This window comes from Kribbella sindirgiensis, from assembly GCF_004331435.1.
GTDB lineage: Bacteria > Actinomycetota > Actinomycetes > Propionibacteriales > Kribbellaceae > Kribbella > Kribbella sindirgiensis.
In genome coordinates this window covers 18,306-34,263 of record NZ_SJKA01000011.1, presented here as the reverse complement: position 1 = coordinate 34,263, position 15,958 = coordinate 18,306, and the positions used below count along the sequence as shown (strand labels likewise).

The window sequence follows — 15,958 nt, the reverse complement described above, 5'->3', positions numbered from 1 at the left end:
TGCCGGTTGCTTCCGGAAGTCAGGCGCGGCGTTGGGCGGCCCAGTCGCGGATCAGTTCGATCCGCTCCTTCAGCTGGATCGACGAGGCGTGGGCGGCGGCCGGGCCGCCGAGTTTGCGGCGGAGGTCGTTGTGGATGACGCCGTGCGGCTGGCCGGTGCGGTGGTGCCAGGCGGCGACCAGACCGTTCAGCTCGCGGCGCAGGAGCCCGATCTGCTCGTGGGTGGCCAGCTCGGTCGGCGTCGGATCCTCACGGTCGCTCGTGGACCGTGAAGACTTCTTCTGCGCCGCCAGCGACTTCTGCTGCCGCTTGTGCAGCAACTCCCGCACCTGATCCGGCTCCAGCAGACCAGGCAACCCGAGGAAGTCCAGCTCCTCATCGGTCGCGTTGTCGCCGCCGGTCCCGTAGTCGCCGCCGTCGAACACCACCCGGTCGAAGCTCGCGTCCGACCCGAGCGCCTCGAAGGTCCCCTCGAGCTCGTCGCTCGCCCCCTCGGCCTGGTTCGCCTGCTTCAGCAGGTCGTCCTCGAGCGCGAAGATGTCGCCGTCCTCGTTGCTGTTCTTCCGCCCGAGGACGTGGTCCCGCTCGACCTCCATCTCGGCCGCGAACCCGAGCAGCCGGGTCACCGACGGCACGAACACCGACGCCGTCTCACCCCGCTTCCGGGCCCGCACGAACCGCCCCACCGCCTGCGCGAAGAACAGCGGCGTCGAGGTCGGCGTCGCGTACACGCCCACCGCCAGCCGCGGTACGTCGACACCCTCGGACACCATCCGTACGGCGACCATCCACCGGGACTCGTCCTCGGAGAACTTCTGGATCTTCTTGCTGGCCGCTTTCTCGTCCGACAGCACGACGGTCGGCGACTCGCCGGTCAGCTCGCGCAGCGTCTTCGCGTACGCGCGGGCCGTGTTCTGGTCACCCGAGATCACCAGTGCGCCGGCGTCCGGCATGTGCCGCCGTACCTCGGTGAGCCGCTTGTCCGCGGCCGCCAGCACCGCGCCCATCCACTCGCCGGCCGGGTCCAGCGCGGTCCGCAGCGCCTGGGCGGTCAGGTCCTTGGTGAGCGGCTCGCCCAGCCGCGCGGCGACCTCGTCACCGGCCTTGGTCCGCCAGCGCATCTCACCCGAGTACGACATGAAGATCACCGGGCGAACGACGTGGTCGCGCAGCGCGTGCCCATACCCGTAGGTGTAGTCCGCCTTGCTCCGGGCGACCCCGTCGTGGCCCTCCTCGTACGTCACGAACGGGATCGGGTTGTCGTCGCTGCGGAACGGCGTACCGGTCAGGCAGAGGCGGCGGGCAGCGGGCTCGAACGCCTCGCGGACGCCGTCACCCCAGCTGAGCGCGTCACCGCCGTGGTGCACCTCGTCCAGGATCACCAGGGTCTTGAACCGCTCGGTCCGGACCCGGAACGCCAGCGGGTTCACCGCGATCCCGGCGTACGTCACCGCGACGCCCGTGTAGTCCTTGTTCGTCTTCCCGCGCCGCCCGGCGAACGCGGGGTCGAGCGCGATCCCGGCCCGGTCGGCCGCCTCGGCCCACTGGACCTTGAGGTGCTCGGTCGGCGTGACCACGGTGATCCGCTCGATCTGCCGCCGGTGCAGCAGCTCGGCGGCCACGGTCAGCGCGAACGTCGTCTTACCGGCGCCCGGTGTCGCCACCGCCAGGAAGTCCCGCGGGTTGCTGTCCAGGTAGAGCTGGAGCGCCTCGGCCTGCCAGGCTCGCAGCTTGCTCGCGGTACCCCACGCTGCCCGGTCCGGATAGGCCGGTGGCAGGACGGCAGGGTTGGCCGGCACGTGCGAATCCACAGACAGCTACTCCCCCGAAGTCGACAGTGTGCCGGGCAGGAAGGTTACCCGAGATCGGTTACGAGATCAGATCGGCGGGCACCACGGTCACGTCGTACGGACTCGTCAACCGCGCCGATTCCTCGCCGGTGACCTTCGCGACCTGCACATATGCCCCGTCCTGCAGTTCCCACGCGATCAAACTCGGCGTGTCGGGATCCACCACCCAGTACGCCGCACACCCGGCGGCCTCCAGCCGCGAGAACTTGACCATCACGTCGAAGCGCCGCGTGCTCGGTGACAACACCTCGACCGCCAGCAACGGCGGCCCAGGCAGATCGCGCTTCGTGAAAGCATCACGGCGAGCGACCAGGACGTCCGGGATCATCACCGTGTCGTCCGCCAGCACCATGTCGAACGGCGCCCCCATGACGTAGAGCTCCGGCGGGCACACCTGCCTCAGGTGGAAGATGAGATTGAGAGCCACATCCTGGTGGTTGAACGACGGGCTCGGGGTCACGAGAAGGACTCCGTCGATGAGCTCGTGCCGGTACCCGTCATCGGGCATCCGGTCGAGATCGGCGCGGGTCAGCGGCGTTGCGGGTCGGCTGAACACGTCGGGTGGGTTCGGAATGCTGTCCACAGCACTCATAGTGCCTCCTTTGGTTGGTCACGGCAGAGAAGGTGCCGGGATCTGCCCCTGGATTCCCCGGGAATCCCCGAGCTGTGGAAAAGTTCCTGGTCGGCTGGTGACACGTCCTACACTCGGGGTATGAGTACTCAGCTGACCCCCGGTGCGGAGACGGTTGTCGACGAGCGGACCCAGACGTCGCCGGCGGAGCCGGGTGATCACGAGCGGTTCTCGCACTACGTGCCGAAGGACAAGCTGACCGAGGCGATGGTGATGGGCACGCCGGTGGTCGCGCTCTGCGGCAAGGTGTGGGTCCCGAGCCGTGACCCGCAGCGTTTCCCGGTCTGCCCGGAGTGCAAGGAGATCTGGGACTCACTCAACCCGGGTGACGACGGCGACGGCGGCGACGAGTAGCCGCCCCAATAATTCCGGTCTAGTTCTGGGTCGGGTCGTCCGGGTACGTCGCCAGGTAGGCCATCTGGTCGTTCTGGCGGCGCAGGACCCGGCGCCACAGGGTGTCCGGGTCGTGGCCGAACACGTCGTCGGTCACCGACTCGACGACGTACCAGGCGCCCTCGGCGATCTCGCCCTCGAGCTGGCCGCTGGACCAGCCGGCGTACCCGGCGAAGATCCGCATCCGGGTGATCGCGCCCTCCAGCAGCGCGGGCGGAACGTCGAGGTCGACCAGACCGATCCGCCCGAAGCACTCGCGCCAGCCGGGCGGGTCCGTGGACGCGGCCACCTCGGCGACCGCGAGCGCGCTGTCGGTGCCGACCGGGCCGCCCATGAACAGCACCCCGGGCTCGTCGACCGCGGACGACCAGTTCGGCAGCACCTGCCCCACGGACAGGTCCGCGGCACGGTTCACCACCACCCCGAGCGCGCCGTCGTCGTCGTGATCCAGCAGCAGGATCACCGACCGGCGGAAGGGCGGCTCGTCGAGCAACGGCGTGGCCACCAGCAGCGAACCGGTCAGGGTCGAGACCGTCATACCCCCATCATGGCGTACGACGGGGCACCCGGGCCCGTCCGTACCTGGCCAGCCAGGCGCCGAGCGCGACCCCGGCCAGGTCGGCGAGTGCGTCGAACGGATCGCCGTCGCGCTGCGGCAGCAGCCAGTGCTGCACCAGTTCGCTGACCACCGCGTTCGCGACCAGTGCCCCGAGCAACCAGCGCGCCGGTACGCCGACCTTCAGCCCGGTGAACGCGACGGCCGCGAACAGGAAGCAGTGCGCGACCTTGTCGATCTGCGGGATACCGGTCTGCGGACCCGCCTCGCGCGGCGCGTAGACGCCGTACAGCTGCAGTGCCACGGCCGCGACGAAGGCGATCCGCCAGGCCCAGACCCGCACCCGCGAGCCCGCCCGCTCCGAAACCGCGGCAGTCATGTCCCCAGTCACAGGGCCGGGGCGTCGTCCGGGAAGCTCTCGTGCGCGGGGGCCTTGCCGCCGGCCGCGTCGCGGACCGCGTGCGCGACCCGCGTGTGCACCTCGGGGTGGAAGACGCTCGGCACGATGTAGTCCGCGTTCAGCTCGTCGTCGGTCACGACACTGGCCAGGGCCTTCGCCGCGGCCAACTCCATGTCGATCGACACCTTGGACGACTGCGCGTCGAGCAGACCGCGGAAGACACCCGGGAACACCAGCACGTTGTTGATCTGGTTCGGGAAGTCGCTGCGCCCGGTCGCCACCACGGCCGCGTGCTCGTGCGCTGCGGCCGGGTCGACCTCCGGGTCCGGGTTGGCCAGCGCGAAGACGATCGCGTCCTTGTTCATGGTGGCGATGTCGGCGCCGTTCAGGATGTTCGGCGCGGAGACGCCGATGAACACGTCCGCCCCGCTCAGCGCACCCTTCAGGTCACCGCTGTACTTCGCTGCGTTGGTGTTCTCCGCGATCCAGCGCAGCTCGGGCGACAGGCCCTCGCGTTCGGTGTGGATGACGCCCGCGATGTCGGCGACGATCGTGTCCTTCACACCGGCCTTGAGCAGCAGCTTCAGGATCGCCGTGCCGGCCGCACCCGCGCCGGACAGCACGACGCGGATCTCGCTGATGTCCTTGCCGACCACTCGCAGCGCGTTGAAGAGCGCCGCCAGCACGACGACCGCCGTACCGTGCTGGTCGTCGTGGAAGACCGGGATGTCGAGCTCCTCGCGCAGCCGGGCCTCGATCTCGAAGCAGCGCGGCGCGGAGATGTCCTCCAGGTTGATCCCGGCGAAGCCCGGCGCGATCGCCTTCACGATCGAGACGATCTCGTCCGGGTCCTGGGTGTCCAGGCACAGCGGCCAGGCGTCGATCCCGGCGAACCGCTTGAACAGCGCGGCCTTGCCCTCCATCACCGGCAGCGCGGCCTTCGGGCCGATGTTGCCCAGCCCCAGGACGGCGGAACCGTCGGTGACGACCGCGACGCTGTTGCGCTTGATCGTCAGCCGGCGCGCGTCGTCGGGGTTGGCCGCGATCGCCAGGCAGACCCGCGCGACACCCGGCGTGTAGATCATCGACAGGTCGTCACGGTTGCGGATCGGGTGCTTGGCCTCCATCGAGATCTTGCCGCCGAGGTGCATCAGGAAGGTCCGGTCCGAGACCCGGCCGATCTCGACGCCCGGTACGGCGCGCATCGCCTCGACCAGGCGGCCGGCGTGCTCGGTGTCGGCCGCGGCGCAGGTGACGTCGATCCGCAGCCGCTCGTGGCCGGACGCGGTCACGTCGAGCGCGGTGACCAGACCGCCGGCCTGCTCGACCGCGGTCGTCAGCTTGCTCACCGTCGAGCCGCCCGCGGGCACCTCGAGGCGAACGGTGATGGAGTACGAAACACTCGGCAAGGCAGTCACGCGGGTGATCCTCTCATGTCACTGGTAATGCCCGGAGGTTCCGTAAGTAAAGTGCACGACAGACCTCTGGGTAATCCATTACTCGGCCGGTTACTGTTTCGTCAGGGTCCGGCAGGAAGGGAGCCAGAGTGCCGACTGTCAGCGACGTGGCCGCGCGCGCCGGGGTGTCGACGGCGACCGTGTCACGGGCGCTGAACGGGAAGCCGACGGTCGATCCGGACCTCGCCGCGCGGGTCCGGCAGGCGGCCGACGAGCTCGGCTACCAGCCGAACGGCCCGGCCCGGAACCTGCGCCGCCAGGAGGCCGCGGTGGTGGCGCTGATCATCTCGGACGTGGAGAACCCGTTCTTCACCGCGATCGCGCGCGGGGTCGAGGACGTGGCGCACGAGGTCGGGTACTCCGTCGTGCTCTGCAACTCCGACGAGAGCGCGGAGAAGGAGCGCCGGTACGTCGACATCGCCATCCAGGAACGGGTCGCGGGGGTCATCCTGTCCCCAAGCGGGCCGGCGTCCACGGTCGCGAAGCTGGCGGCGCGCGGTACGGCGTACGTCGCGGTGGACCGGCCGCTGCCGGGACAGGACAGTGATGTCGTCCTGGTCGACACCCGGCTCGCCGCCCGCGAGGCGACCGCCCATTTGATTGCCCAGGGCTACGAACAGGTCGGCTGCATCACCGGTCCTGTGGGTGTTCGGACCGCGGACGACCGGCTGGCCGGCTATCGGGACGCGTTGAAGGCCGCGCGCCGCCGCAGTACGCCGAAGCTCGTCCGGCGCACCGAATACAAGTCGGCCGGCGCGCACCGCGCGGCGCTCGATCTGTTGTCGCAGGCCGAGACGCCCGACGCGCTGCTGATCGCGAACAGCGCGATGGCGGTCGGCGTGCTGCAGGCCCTGCAGGAGCGCGGCGTGCGCGCCGGGCGGGACGTCGGCCTCGTCACATTCGACGACGCCCCGTGGGCCGCCCTCGTCGATCCACCGCTGACGGTCGTCGCGCAACCGGCGTACGAACTCGGCGCTGTCGCCGCCCGCCTCCTCCTCGCCCGCATAGCCGACCCCACCCGGCCCGCCACCACAACCACCCTCGCCGCCCGCCTGACCGAACGCGCCAGCTCCCACCGCCACTAGCCCCCCAAACCAGTTCGGGGAGCCAAACAGCCCACTCTCGGCAGGTAAACCTCCCCAAACCGGTTTGGGGAGGTTCGCGTGTGGCTCAGCCGGTCGGGTTTTCCTCGGCGTAGATCTTCGTGGCGTTCGAGGCGTCGATCAGGCGGGTCGGGAGGATCTGCGACTTCTCGATGGTGCCGCAGTCGACCAGGATCTTCTTGGCGGCGGCGATCGCTTCCTTGCCGTTCGTCGGGTAGGTGAAGGTCGCGGACAGGCGCCCCTGCTCGACGGCCTTGATCCCGCCGGACGGGATCGGCAGCGCGTCGATACCGGTGAACTTCATCTCCTTCTCGCGGCCGACCGCCTTCGCCGCCAGGTACGCGCCCTCGGCCATCGGGTCGTTGTGCGAGTACACGACGTCGATCTTCGGGTTCGCCTTCAGCAGCGCGTCCATCTGCGACTGGCCCTTCTCCCGCAGCCAGTCACCGCTCGCGGCGGCGATCACCTTGACCTTCGGGTTGCCCTTGATCCCCTCGAGGAACCCCTCGTGCCGCTCGGCCTGCGGCGTCGCGCCGGCCAGCCCCTTGAGCTCCACGACATTCCCGCCGGAAGGCAGCAGCTTCTCGGCGATGTACTTCCCCGCCTCGCGCCCGATCTGCACGTTGTCGCCGCCGATGAACCCGGTGTACGCGTCACCCTCGACCTTCCGGTCCAGCACGATCACCGGGATGCCCTTGTCGTAGGCCTTCTTCACCACCGCGGTCAGCGGCTTCGCCTCGTTCGGGCTGATGATCAGCAGGTCGATCTGCTGGGTGATGTAGTTCTCCACGTCCGCGACCTGCTTGGCGTTGTCCTGCGCCGCGTCCGCGAACTTCACGTCGAACTGCGGCACGTCCTTGGCCGCCGCCTTGATGTCGTCGTCCATCCGCTGCCGGTACGGCTCGGCGACGTTCGCCTGGCTCATCCCGATCGTGTACTTGCCGTCGGTGCCCTTGCAGGACTTGGACGACCCCGGCGACGCGGCACCGGAGGTCCGTTCGCTGGTCGTTCCACAGCCGGCCAGTACGAGCGCCGCAACAGCCGCTGCTGCCAACGGAATCTTCACAGTACGCATGACGGAACCTTCCTCACGAGGTGGGGCGGAGTCGCTGCAGCGCGGCGGCGGCAACGATCACCAGTCCCTTGATCAGGAGCTGGATGTTGGAGTCGATGTTGTTCAGGGCAAGGATGTTGTTCAGTACGCCGAGCAGCAGCGCACCTGCTACGGTCCCGGCGACCGAACCGCGGCCGCCGGCCAGGCTGGTGCCGCCGATCACCACCGCGGCGATCGCGTCCAGCTCGTAGCCGATGCCGTCGTTCGGGCTGCCCTGGTTGAGCTGTACGGCGTGCACGATGCCGGCCAGCGACGCGAGCAGCCCGCAGATCGCGAAGACCGCGATCTTGACCCGCACCACGGGGACGCCGGACAACCGCGCAGCCTTTTCGTTGCCGCCGACGGCGTACAAGTGCCGGGAGAACGCGCTGACCCGGAGGAACACGACCGCGGCGATCGCGACCACCGCGAAGATGATCACCGGGATCGGGACCAGGCCGCCGAACGTGCGTTCACCGAGCAGCGCGAACGACGTCGGCGCCTCCTTCGGCCCATCGCCGTACGCGATCGCGACGCCCTGGCCGCCGGACCAGATCCGGGCCAGGCCGCGCGCTATCTGCAGGCCCGCGAGTGTCACGATGAACGACTGGATCCCGATCATCGCGGTGGCGACGCCCTGCAGGGCACCGAAGACCAGGCCGATCGCCAGCACCAGCACGACCGACGGCAGGAAGCCCCAGTCGTTCTCGACCATCAGGACGGCGGACCCGACCGCGGCGAGGCCGAGCACCGCGCCGACCGACAGATCGATCCCGCCGATCAGGATCACGAACGTCATACCGACCGCGATGATCCCGATCTCGGACACCGCGCGGACCACGTTCGCCAGGTTGTCCGCGCTGACGAAGAGGATCTCGCCGTTCTTGCGCGGCGAGAAGATGATCGCCGCGACGAAGACCACGATCAGCCCGAACACACTCTGGAACCGGAACAACGTCGCCGCGACGGACGTCTTCTCCGCCGGCGCCGCCACCCTGTCCTGTACGTCGGTCATTGGACTCCTTCGACGTCGAGATGTCCCATCGCGGCGGCGAGCAGATCGCCTTCGCCCGAGTCCGCCGTACTGAACGAGGCGACGTCGCGGCCGTCCCGCAGGACGACGACGCGGTCGCAGACCCCCACCAGTTCGGGCAGCTCCGACGACGCCAGCAGGACGCCGAGGCCCTGCGCCGCGAGTTCACCGAGCAACCGGTAGATCTCGGCCTTCGCGCCGACGTCGACGCCGCGCGTGGGCTCGTCGAGGAGCAGCAGCTTGGGCTCGGTGAGCAGCATCCGCCCGAACACCACCTTCTGCTGGTTCCCGCCGGACAACGTGCCGACCTCGTCCTGCAGGCGGCCGAACTTCAGCCGCAGCCGATCGGCCATCCTGGTCGAGGCGGCGCGCTCCATCCGGCGGGCGATCACGCCGAGCCGGCCGTACGACGGGAGACTCGAGACGACCGTGTTGGCGAGGATCGAGTGGAAGAGCACGAGCCCCGACGTACGCCGGTCCTCCGGGACGAACCCGATGCCCTGGGCCAGCGCGTGGCGCGGCCCGCGCGGCAGGATCGCCTTGCCCTGCAGGAGAATCCGGCCGGTGCGGCTGCCGCCGGGCGCGACGCCGTACAGGGTTTCGAGGAGTTCGGTGCGGCCCGCGCCGAGCAGGCCGGCGAGACCGACGATCTCGCCGGCGCGGACGGTCAGCGAGATGCCGTCGGGGTCGCGGCGGCCGGGGCGCGGGCGGCGGGCCTTCAGCTTCAGGTTCTCGACCCGGAGCAGTTCGTCGCCGGTGTCGGAGTCAGGTGTTGTGAACATGGTCTGCACCGGGCGGCCGACCATCGCCTCGACGACTTCCGCGGTACTGAGTTCGCGCGGGTCGAAGCTGGTCACGAACTTGCCGTTGCGGAGGACCGTCGCGCGATCGGCGACCTTGGCGATCTCCTCCATCCGGTGCGAGATGTAGACGATGCCGACACCGCCGGTCCGGAGCTCACGGATCACGTCGAAGAGCCGCTCGACCTCGGAGCTGGTGAGCGCGGACGTGGGCTCGTCCATGATCAGGACCCGGGCGTCGAGTGAGATCGCCTTCGCGATCGTGACGAGTTGCTGCTCGCCGACGCGGAGCTCGCCGACCGGGCGGCGCGGGTCGAGACTGACGCCGCTGCGGTCGAGGAGCTCACGGGCCTCGCGTTCCATCCGGCGGCGGTCGACCGTGCGCACCGGCGTCCGGAGTTCGCGGCCGAGGAAGATGTTGTCCGCGACCGACAGGCCCGGGACGAGGTCGAGTTCCTGGTGGATCATCGCGATCCCCGCGGCCTGCGCGTCGGTCGGTCCGCCGAACCGCACCGGTGCGCCGTTGATCGCGATGCTGCCCGCGTACTCGGTGACGTCGCCGGAGAGGATCTTCATCAGCGTGCTCTTACCGGCGCCGTTCTCACCGAGCAGCGCGTGCACCTCCCCGGCACCGAGCACGAAGTCCACCTCGTGACACGCCTGCACCCCGCCGTACCGCTTCCCGATCGCACTCATCCGCACGAGGTCAGGCACACAGCACCTCCGCGATTCGGGCGAGTAATCGATTTCCCGGACGCTAGACCGCGCCTCTCTGCACCGTCAACCCCTCACCCGCTTTTCCACCTCACTCGAAGGGGGACCTCCAGCACTCAGTAACCTGCCGGTGCGACGCGTGACGCCGCCCGCGTGAGCGTGAACTCGCGCGGGCGGCGTCGGTTGGTGAGTGGTGGCGGTCCGGGGTCAGCTTCCGGACACGGTCACCTTCGCGAAGAGTGGGCGCCCGCTCGGGGGCATCACGAAGTCCTTCACCCGGGAGCGGACGGCGGCGTTGGAGGCGAGGTCGGCGGGGAAGATGCCGACGGCGTCGTCCCAGATCGTCTGGCCGGCCTGCTGGTAGAGCTTCGGGCGGGCCGCCTGGTCGACCGACGAGCGGGCGTCGAGGAGGAGCTTGTCGAGCGCGGGGTTGCAGTAGCCGTTGCGCTTCGCAGTGCACACGTACAGGCGGGCCAGGGTGTAGTCGGCGTCACCGGTGCCGGTCACGTTGGTCTGCAGGTTCATGTCCCAGTTGAGCTTGCCGAAGTCCTCCAGCCACTGCGCGCGTTCCTTCTCCAGCGGCTTGACCGTGACGCCGATCTTCGCCCAGTCGGAGATCATCGCCTGGGCCAGCGCCCGGATGTTCGGCCCGCCTTCGAGCGGCCACTGCATCGACGTGGTGAACCCGTTCGGGTACCCGGCCTCGGTCAGCAACTGCTTCGCTTTCGCCGGGTCATAGGCGTACGGCGACAGCTTCGGCGCACCGATCACACCCTGGGCCAGCGGTGCCTGCGCGACCGACGCGAGCTCGCCGAACAGGTCCTTCACGGTCCCTTCGAGGTTCAGCGCATGCCACATCGCCTGCCGGACCCGCTTGTCGTTGAACGGTTTCCGGTTGGAGTTGAACCAGTCGAAGTAGTACGTCCAGCTGGGCGTCGTCGAGTACGTGATCGCGTCGCTGCCCTTGACCGAGCCGACCTGGTCCGGCGGGATCTGCGTCAGGACGTCGACCTCGCCGTTCTCCAGCCCGGTGATTCGCCCGGCGACCTCCGGGATGTTCACGAACTCGAGCTTGGTCAGCTTCGGGGCGCCGTCCCAGTACGTCGGGTTCGCGGCCAGCTCGAGCTTCTCGTCGGGCTTGAACGACTCGACCGTGAACGGCCCGGTCCCGATCGGCTTGTTGAAGAAACCGTCGGTGTTGATCTTGTCCGCCGGCCCGATGAACAGCAGCGTCAGCGAGCTCAGCAACGTGCCGAGCGGCTTGCTGGTCTTCACCGTCACGGTCTGGTCGTCGGTGGCCACGAAGGACGTCACCGTCGAGTAGAGCGGTACGAGCGGGCCGTCGAGCTTCTTGTGCCGTTCGTACGACGCCACAACGTCCTTCGCGGTGAACGGCGTACCGTCGGAGAACTTCACGCCGGTGCGGAGCTTGAACACCCACGTGGTCGGGTCCGGGTTCTCCCACGCGGTGGCCAGGACTGGGACGATCTTGCCGCCGTCGACGCGGACCAGCGGCTCCATGATCTGCTGGATCGCGGTCTGCACCGCCTCCTCACCGGCGTACTTGTGCGTGTCCAGCGACACCGGGAACATCGCCGGGGCGTACCGCAGGACCTGCTCACCGCTGCTCGGTTCACTGGCCGGTGAGCACGCGGCCGCAGCCAGGGTCACGACGGCCAGCGCCGCGACAAATCGCTTCCTCAACACAGGGTTCTCCTCAGAGCGTGTAGGTGGCGACGACCGGGTGGTGGTCGGAGGGGGCGCGGCCGTCGTGGAAGAAGTCGACGACCTCGCTGGACCGGGCGGCGAGCGGGCCGCGGGCGAAGATCCAGTCGATCGCCTTGGGTGGTGAGGCGAGCGGCGACAGCCGGGTCCCGATCGGACCGGTCGCGACCGTCGGCACGACCGGATGGGTCACCGGTGAGTGCCGGCCGAGGGCGGTGAAACTGTCCAGGAACCCGGCGTTCCCGAGTTCCCACTGCGGTGGGCCGATGTCGTTGATGTCGACCGTGAACAGGCAGGCGCCGTCGCCGGCCAGGCGTTCGAGGGCCTCCCCGATCGCGCGGGCCTGGGCGATCCGGCGGTTGACGTGATCGGTCCGCTCGTCCGGGTGGCCGGGCCAGGTGAGGTGCGCCGTACTGAAGATCAGCTCGGTGCCTTCGGGGGTGCGCAGCCGGACCCAGAACAGGCGCGCGTCGGGCGAGAGGATGCCGACATCCTCGGCGCCGTGCTCGACGTAGGTGAACAGGTCGCGTCGCCACCACAGGTTGCTTTGGGTCTCCCAGCCTGCGGTTCCGTCGACGCGGTCGTGGTCGGGCAGGACGTCGTCGAGCAGCTTGCGAGTGGCGGGCCGGAGCTCTTGTACGGCGAGCAGGTCGGGCGGGCGGGTCGTGAAGAGGCTCGTGATCGCGTCCCGGCGCTGGTCGAGGTAGAACTCGGACCACAGGTTGTAGGTCATCGCCACGAAGGTGAAAGTCATCGGTCCATCCCGGTAGGCACGTTGTACGCCGTCAGTCCGTCGAGCCGCAGCCGCGTGAGCGAGCAGTTCCCCGGCGGATCCAGCACCATCTCCGCCCCCACCGGCAACCCGAGCGCAGCCGCCGCAGCCACCCGAATCGGCCCCCCATGCGTAACCACCAACACCCGCCGCACGTCCGCGTGGGCGATGGCCTGCATCGCTTCCCACACGCGGGCACGCAACTGCCGGAAGGTCTCGCCACCACCACGTGCGATGTCCTCGCCGCGAGCGAAGGCCTCCACAACGTCCGGTTCCTCGGCGGCGACCTCTGCGATCAGCCGCCCTCCCCAGGTGCCGACGTCGATCTCCCGCCACCTCCGGTCGATGCGCACCGACGGTTGGTCAAGCGTGTCGACGTACGGCTGCAAGGTCTCGGTCACCCGCTGAAGATCGCTCGCGACGATCGCGTCGAACTCGAACGACTGCAGATACTCAGCGGCCTGCTTCGCCTGCTGCCGGCCGCGCGCGCTCAACCCGGTGCCTTGCTGACCCTGGTACCGGTGTTCGGCGTTCCACACAGACTCTCCGTGCCGGAGAAGAACGAGTTCGATCACGAGGCAGCTCCAGCGAGCTCGGTAGCGAAGTGGCAGGCGGCGGGATGCAACTCCAGCCGCGTCGTGAGTTCAGGTACGTCGTGCGCGCAGGTCTCCTCCGCCTTCCAGCACCGCGTCCGGAACCCACACCCGGACGGCGGATCTGCCGGCGACGGGACGTCGCCGCCGATGATGATCTGCTCACGCGCCGGTTTGTCCCACGGCTTCGGGTCCGGCACCGCGGACAGCAGCGCCTGCGTGTACGGGTGCAGCGGCCGGGTGAACAGCTCGTCCTGGGACGCGGTCTCGACGATCCGCCCGAGGTACATCACCGCGACCCGGTCGGAGATGTGCCGTACGACGGACAGGTCGTGGGCGATGAACAGGTACGCGAGGCCGAGGTCCCGGCGCAGATCCTCGAGCAGGTTCAGGACCTGTGCCTGGACCGAGACATCCAGCGCGGAGACCGCTTCGTCGCAGATCACCAGCTTCGGGCGGAGGGCGAGCGCGCGGGCGATACCGATGCGCTGGCGCTGCCCGCCGGAGAACTGGTGCGGGTACCGCTCTGCGTGGTCGGGGTTGAGGCCGACGCGTTCGAGGAGGTCGCGGACCTCGGCGCGGTGCCGGTTCCGGGGGACGACGTCGGGGTGGATCTGCCAGGCCTCGGCGATGATCTGCTCGACGGTCGCGCGCGGGTTGAGTGACGCGTACGGGTCCTGGAAGATCATCTGGAGCTGCCGGCGCACCCGGCGCATGGATGCCTTGGGCAACGAGGTCAGTTCGTCGCCGTCGAAGACGATACTGCCCGACCGCGCCTCCTCCAGCCCGATGATCGTCCGCGCGACCGTCGACTTCCCCGACCCCGACTCCCCCACCAGCCCCAACGTCCCACCGGCCGGGATATCGAACGACACGCCCGCAACAGCTTGAATCTGCCCGACGGTACGCCGCAACACAGCAGACCGCATCGGGAACGAGGTCTGCAGATCCCGCACCGACAGCAGCGGAGGCGGCGGAGACTCAGTGGACATCGGTGAGGACTCCTTCCGGGTGATGGCAGGCGGCCTGGTGCGTGCTGGGGCGGTCGGGCAACTGGCGGAGGACAGGTTCGGCCTCGGCGCACTGTTCGTCGGCGTACTGGCAGCGGGGGCGGAAGGAGCAGCCGGAAGGGAGGGCGAGGAGGTCGGGTGGGGCGCCTTGGATGGGGACGAGGCGGTCGCGAGGGCCGTCGAGGGCGGGGACGGACGCCATCAGGCCGGAGGTGTACGGGTGGCCGCTGTGTTCGTAGACCTCGCGGAGCGAGCCCGTCTCGACGACGCGGCCGGCGTACATCAGGATCACCCGGTCGGCCACGCCGGCGACGACGCCCAGGTCATGGGTGATCAGGACGAGCGACATGCCCTCCTCGGCCTGCAACCGGGTGAGAAGGTCCATGATCTGCGCCTGGACCGTGACGTCCAGCGCGGTCGTCGGCTCGTCCGCGATCAGCAGCCGCGGCGACAAGGCGAGCGCCATCGCGATCATCACCCGCTGCCGCATCCCACCGGAGAACTGGTGCGGATAGTCGTCCAGCCGCTTGGACGCGGCCGGGATCCCGACCCGCTTCATCAGGTCCAGCGCAGCCGCGCGCGCTTCCCGGCGGGACGCACCGCGATGCCGCCGGAACATCTCCCCGATCTGCGCACCGACCCGGAACACCGGGTTCAGCGAGCTCAACGGATCCTGGAAGACCATCGCGATCTCCCGTCCCCGCAGGCCCTTCGCCGCCGTCAACAGATCGCGACCGTCATAGGAGATGCTGCCGCCGGTCACCCGCCCGGCCGGCTTCGGCACGATCCCGAGAATCGCCTGCGCGGTAACACTCTTCCCGCTGCCCGATTCCCCCAGCAGCGCAACGGTTTCACCGGCACCGACGTCGAACGACGCCCCGTCGACGGCTGTCACCACACCACCCGAAGTGGCGAATTCGACCCGCAGGTCGCGCACACTCAGCAGCACCATCACAGACTCCTCAGCCGTGGGTCGTACCGGTCCCGCAGGGCGTCGCCGAGGACGCCGAGCGAGATCACCAGGAAGGCCAGCGCGATCCCGGGGATCGTCGAGATCCACCACGCGTCGGCGAGGTAGTTGCGCCCGTTCGCGATCGTCACACCCCAGCTGGGCGTCGACGCCGGCGTCCCGAGACCGAGGAAACTCAGCGAGGCCTCGGCCAGGATCACGTGACCGATCTCGACCGTCGCCACCACCAGCACCGGTGCGATACACGCCGGCAGCACGCACCGGGTGATCAGTCGCCAGGTCCCGGCGCCGAGCGTCCGCGACGCGTCGACGAACTCCCGCCGCCGCGTCGCCAGCGCCTGCCCGCGCGCGACCCGCGCGAACGTCACCCAGTTCGCCACCGCCAGCACGATCACCACGTTCACCACCGACGGACCGAGCAGCGCGGCGATGAAGATCGCCAGCAGGATCGAGGGAAACGCCAGCTGGATGTCCGCGAGCCGCATCAGGACGCCGTCCAGCCGGCCGCCGAAGTACCCGGCGGCGAGACCGATGGTGACGCCAATGGTCCCGGCCAGCACCAGCGTCGCGAGCCCGACCGCGATCGAGATCCTTGCCCCCTGCAACATCTGCGCGAACAGGTCCTGCCCGACCTGGTCGGTGCCGAAGATCGCGAACGACCCGTCGGACAACCGGGTGAACGGCGGCTTCAGCCGGTCCGCGGTCCGGGTGCCGACCGGGTCGTACCGGAACAGCCACGGCCCGATCACCGCGGCCACGACGTACACCGCGATCACCGCGAACCCGAACCGGATCCGGGCCGAGCCGGCTCTGGTACGGCGGCGTACCGCGGCCGCCACGGAAAGCTCAGCAGTCAAGG

16 protein-coding genes are annotated in these 15,958 nt (G+C 69.3%); 2 read left to right on the top strand and 14 right to left on the bottom strand.

All coding sequences use genetic code 11. From position 1 onward, the window contains the following. Nucleotides 1–19: 19 nt before the first annotated feature. A complete protein-coding gene (locus E0H50_RS27760) occupies nucleotides 20–1,810 on the bottom strand; it encodes a DEAD/DEAH box helicase (protein WP_131293476.1) in 1,791 nt (596 codons plus the stop codon). A 58-nt stretch (nucleotides 1,811–1,868) separates the two neighbouring features. Continuing rightward, nucleotides 1,869–2,441 (bottom strand): Uma2 family endonuclease, encoded by a 573-nt coding sequence (locus E0H50_RS27755; protein ID WP_131293475.1) that lies wholly within the window; start codon nucleotides 2,439–2,441, stop codon nucleotides 1,869–1,871. A gap of 120 nt (nucleotides 2,442–2,561) precedes the next feature. Here E0H50_RS27755 and E0H50_RS27750 point away from each other — a divergent pair, with 120 nt between their 5' ends. Next, nucleotides 2,562–2,834: a DUF3039 domain-containing protein gene (locus E0H50_RS27750; protein WP_131293474.1), complete on the top strand. Its 273-nt coding sequence runs from the start codon at nucleotides 2,562–2,564 to the stop codon at nucleotides 2,832–2,834. Nucleotides 2,835–2,853: 19 nt separating this feature from the next. On the opposite strand, the gene E0H50_RS27745 is transcribed toward E0H50_RS27750, so the two are convergent. Genes E0H50_RS27745 through E0H50_RS27735 form a run of 3 tightly spaced genes read right to left on the bottom strand, consistent with a single transcriptional unit; the run spans nucleotide 2,854 to nucleotide 5,247 of the window. Beyond that, a complete protein-coding gene (locus tag E0H50_RS27745; protein ID WP_131293473.1) occupies nucleotides 2,854–3,411 on the bottom strand; it encodes a YqgE/AlgH family protein in 558 nt (185 codons plus the stop codon). Between the two features lie 7 nt (nucleotides 3,412–3,418). Continuing rightward, nucleotides 3,419–3,808 carry a VanZ family protein gene (locus tag E0H50_RS27740; RefSeq protein ID WP_131293472.1) on the bottom strand — a complete coding sequence of 130 codons (390 nt, stop codon included), beginning with the start codon at nucleotides 3,806–3,808 and terminating at the stop codon, nucleotides 3,419–3,421. A gap of 8 nt (nucleotides 3,809–3,816) precedes the next feature. After that, nucleotides 3,817–5,247, bottom strand: coding sequence for an NAD-dependent malic enzyme (locus E0H50_RS27735; protein ID WP_131293471.1), 1,431 nt, complete (start codon nucleotides 5,245–5,247; stop codon nucleotides 3,817–3,819). 128 nt (nucleotides 5,248–5,375) lie between these two features. Here E0H50_RS27735 and E0H50_RS27730 point away from each other — a divergent pair, with 128 nt between their 5' ends. Further along, complete coding sequence (locus tag E0H50_RS27730) at nucleotides 5,376–6,371, top strand: LacI family DNA-binding transcriptional regulator (RefSeq protein WP_131293470.1); 996 nt, start codon at nucleotides 5,376–5,378, stop codon at nucleotides 6,369–6,371. A gap of 85 nt (nucleotides 6,372–6,456) precedes the next feature. On the opposite strand, the gene E0H50_RS27725 is transcribed toward E0H50_RS27730, so the two are convergent. From E0H50_RS27725 to E0H50_RS27685, 9 genes are all read right to left on the bottom strand, one after another. After that, complete coding sequence (locus E0H50_RS27725) at nucleotides 6,457–7,464, bottom strand: substrate-binding domain-containing protein (protein ID WP_131293469.1); 1,008 nt, start codon at nucleotides 7,462–7,464, stop codon at nucleotides 6,457–6,459. 13 nt (nucleotides 7,465–7,477) lie between these two features. Then, on the bottom strand, nucleotides 7,478–8,497 hold the full coding sequence (locus E0H50_RS27720; RefSeq protein ID WP_131293468.1) for an ABC transporter permease: 1,020 nt from the start codon (nucleotides 8,495–8,497) through the stop codon (nucleotides 7,478–7,480). Further along, entirely contained in the window at nucleotides 8,494–10,029 is a 1,536-nt protein-coding gene (locus E0H50_RS27715; protein WP_238151272.1) for a sugar ABC transporter ATP-binding protein, read from the bottom strand. Before E0H50_RS27715 ends, E0H50_RS27720 begins: the two co-directional genes overlap by 4 nt. Before the next feature lie 207 nt (nucleotides 10,030–10,236). Beyond that, a complete protein-coding gene (locus E0H50_RS27710) occupies nucleotides 10,237–11,733 on the bottom strand; it encodes an ABC transporter substrate-binding protein (protein WP_131293467.1) in 1,497 nt (498 codons plus the stop codon). Between the two features lie 13 nt (nucleotides 11,734–11,746). Then, nucleotides 11,747–12,508, bottom strand: a complete 762-nt coding sequence (locus tag E0H50_RS27705; protein WP_131293466.1) for an endonuclease/exonuclease/phosphatase family protein — start codon at nucleotides 12,506–12,508, stop codon at nucleotides 11,747–11,749. Then, a complete protein-coding gene (locus E0H50_RS27700) occupies nucleotides 12,505–13,101 on the bottom strand; it encodes a histidine phosphatase family protein (RefSeq protein WP_272948525.1) in 597 nt (198 codons plus the stop codon). Before E0H50_RS27700 ends, E0H50_RS27705 begins: the two co-directional genes overlap by 4 nt. Beyond that, a complete protein-coding gene (locus tag E0H50_RS27695; protein WP_131293464.1) occupies nucleotides 13,098–14,111 on the bottom strand; it encodes an ABC transporter ATP-binding protein in 1,014 nt (337 codons plus the stop codon). The genes E0H50_RS27700 and E0H50_RS27695 overlap by 4 nt, the downstream gene beginning before the upstream one ends. Continuing rightward, complete coding sequence (locus E0H50_RS27690; RefSeq protein ID WP_131293463.1) at nucleotides 14,101–15,081, bottom strand: ABC transporter ATP-binding protein; 981 nt, start codon at nucleotides 15,079–15,081, stop codon at nucleotides 14,101–14,103. Before E0H50_RS27690 ends, E0H50_RS27695 begins: the two co-directional genes overlap by 11 nt. Beyond that, complete coding sequence (locus E0H50_RS27685) at nucleotides 15,081–15,956, bottom strand: ABC transporter permease (protein WP_202868361.1); 876 nt, start codon at nucleotides 15,954–15,956, stop codon at nucleotides 15,081–15,083. The genes E0H50_RS27690 and E0H50_RS27685 overlap by 1 nt, the downstream gene beginning before the upstream one ends. Between the last annotated feature and the right edge of the window lie 2 nt (nucleotides 15,957–15,958).

What these genes read in the sequence shown, in the direction of transcription:
- E0H50_RS27755 (WP_131293475.1), bottom strand. Translation starts at nt 2,441, where the DNA reads ATGAGTGCTGTGGACAGCATTCCGAACCCACCCGACGTGTTCAGCCGA.
- E0H50_RS27750 (WP_131293474.1), top strand. Translation starts at nt 2,562, where the DNA reads ATGAGTACTCAGCTGACCCCCGGTGCGGAGACGGTTGTCGACGAGCGG.
- E0H50_RS27745 (WP_131293473.1), bottom strand. Translation starts at nt 3,411, where the DNA reads ATGACGGTCTCGACCCTGACCGGTTCGCTGCTGGTGGCCACGCCGTTG.
- E0H50_RS27740 (WP_131293472.1), bottom strand. Translation starts at nt 3,808, where the DNA reads ATGACTGCCGCGGTTTCGGAGCGGGCGGGCTCGCGGGTGCGGGTCTGG.
- E0H50_RS27725 (WP_131293469.1), bottom strand. Translation starts at nt 7,464, where the DNA reads ATGCGTACTGTGAAGATTCCGTTGGCAGCAGCGGCTGTTGCGGCGCTC.
- E0H50_RS27720 (WP_131293468.1), bottom strand. Translation starts at nt 8,497, where the DNA reads ATGACCGACGTACAGGACAGGGTGGCGGCGCCGGCGGAGAAGACGTCC.
- E0H50_RS27705 (WP_131293466.1), bottom strand. Translation starts at nt 12,508, where the DNA reads ATGACTTTCACCTTCGTGGCGATGACCTACAACCTGTGGTCCGAGTTC.
- E0H50_RS27695 (WP_131293464.1), bottom strand. Translation starts at nt 14,111, where the DNA reads ATGTCCACTGAGTCTCCGCCGCCTCCGCTGCTGTCGGTGCGGGATCTG.
- E0H50_RS27690 (WP_131293463.1), bottom strand. Translation starts at nt 15,081, where the DNA reads ATGGTGCTGCTGAGTGTGCGCGACCTGCGGGTCGAATTCGCCACTTCG.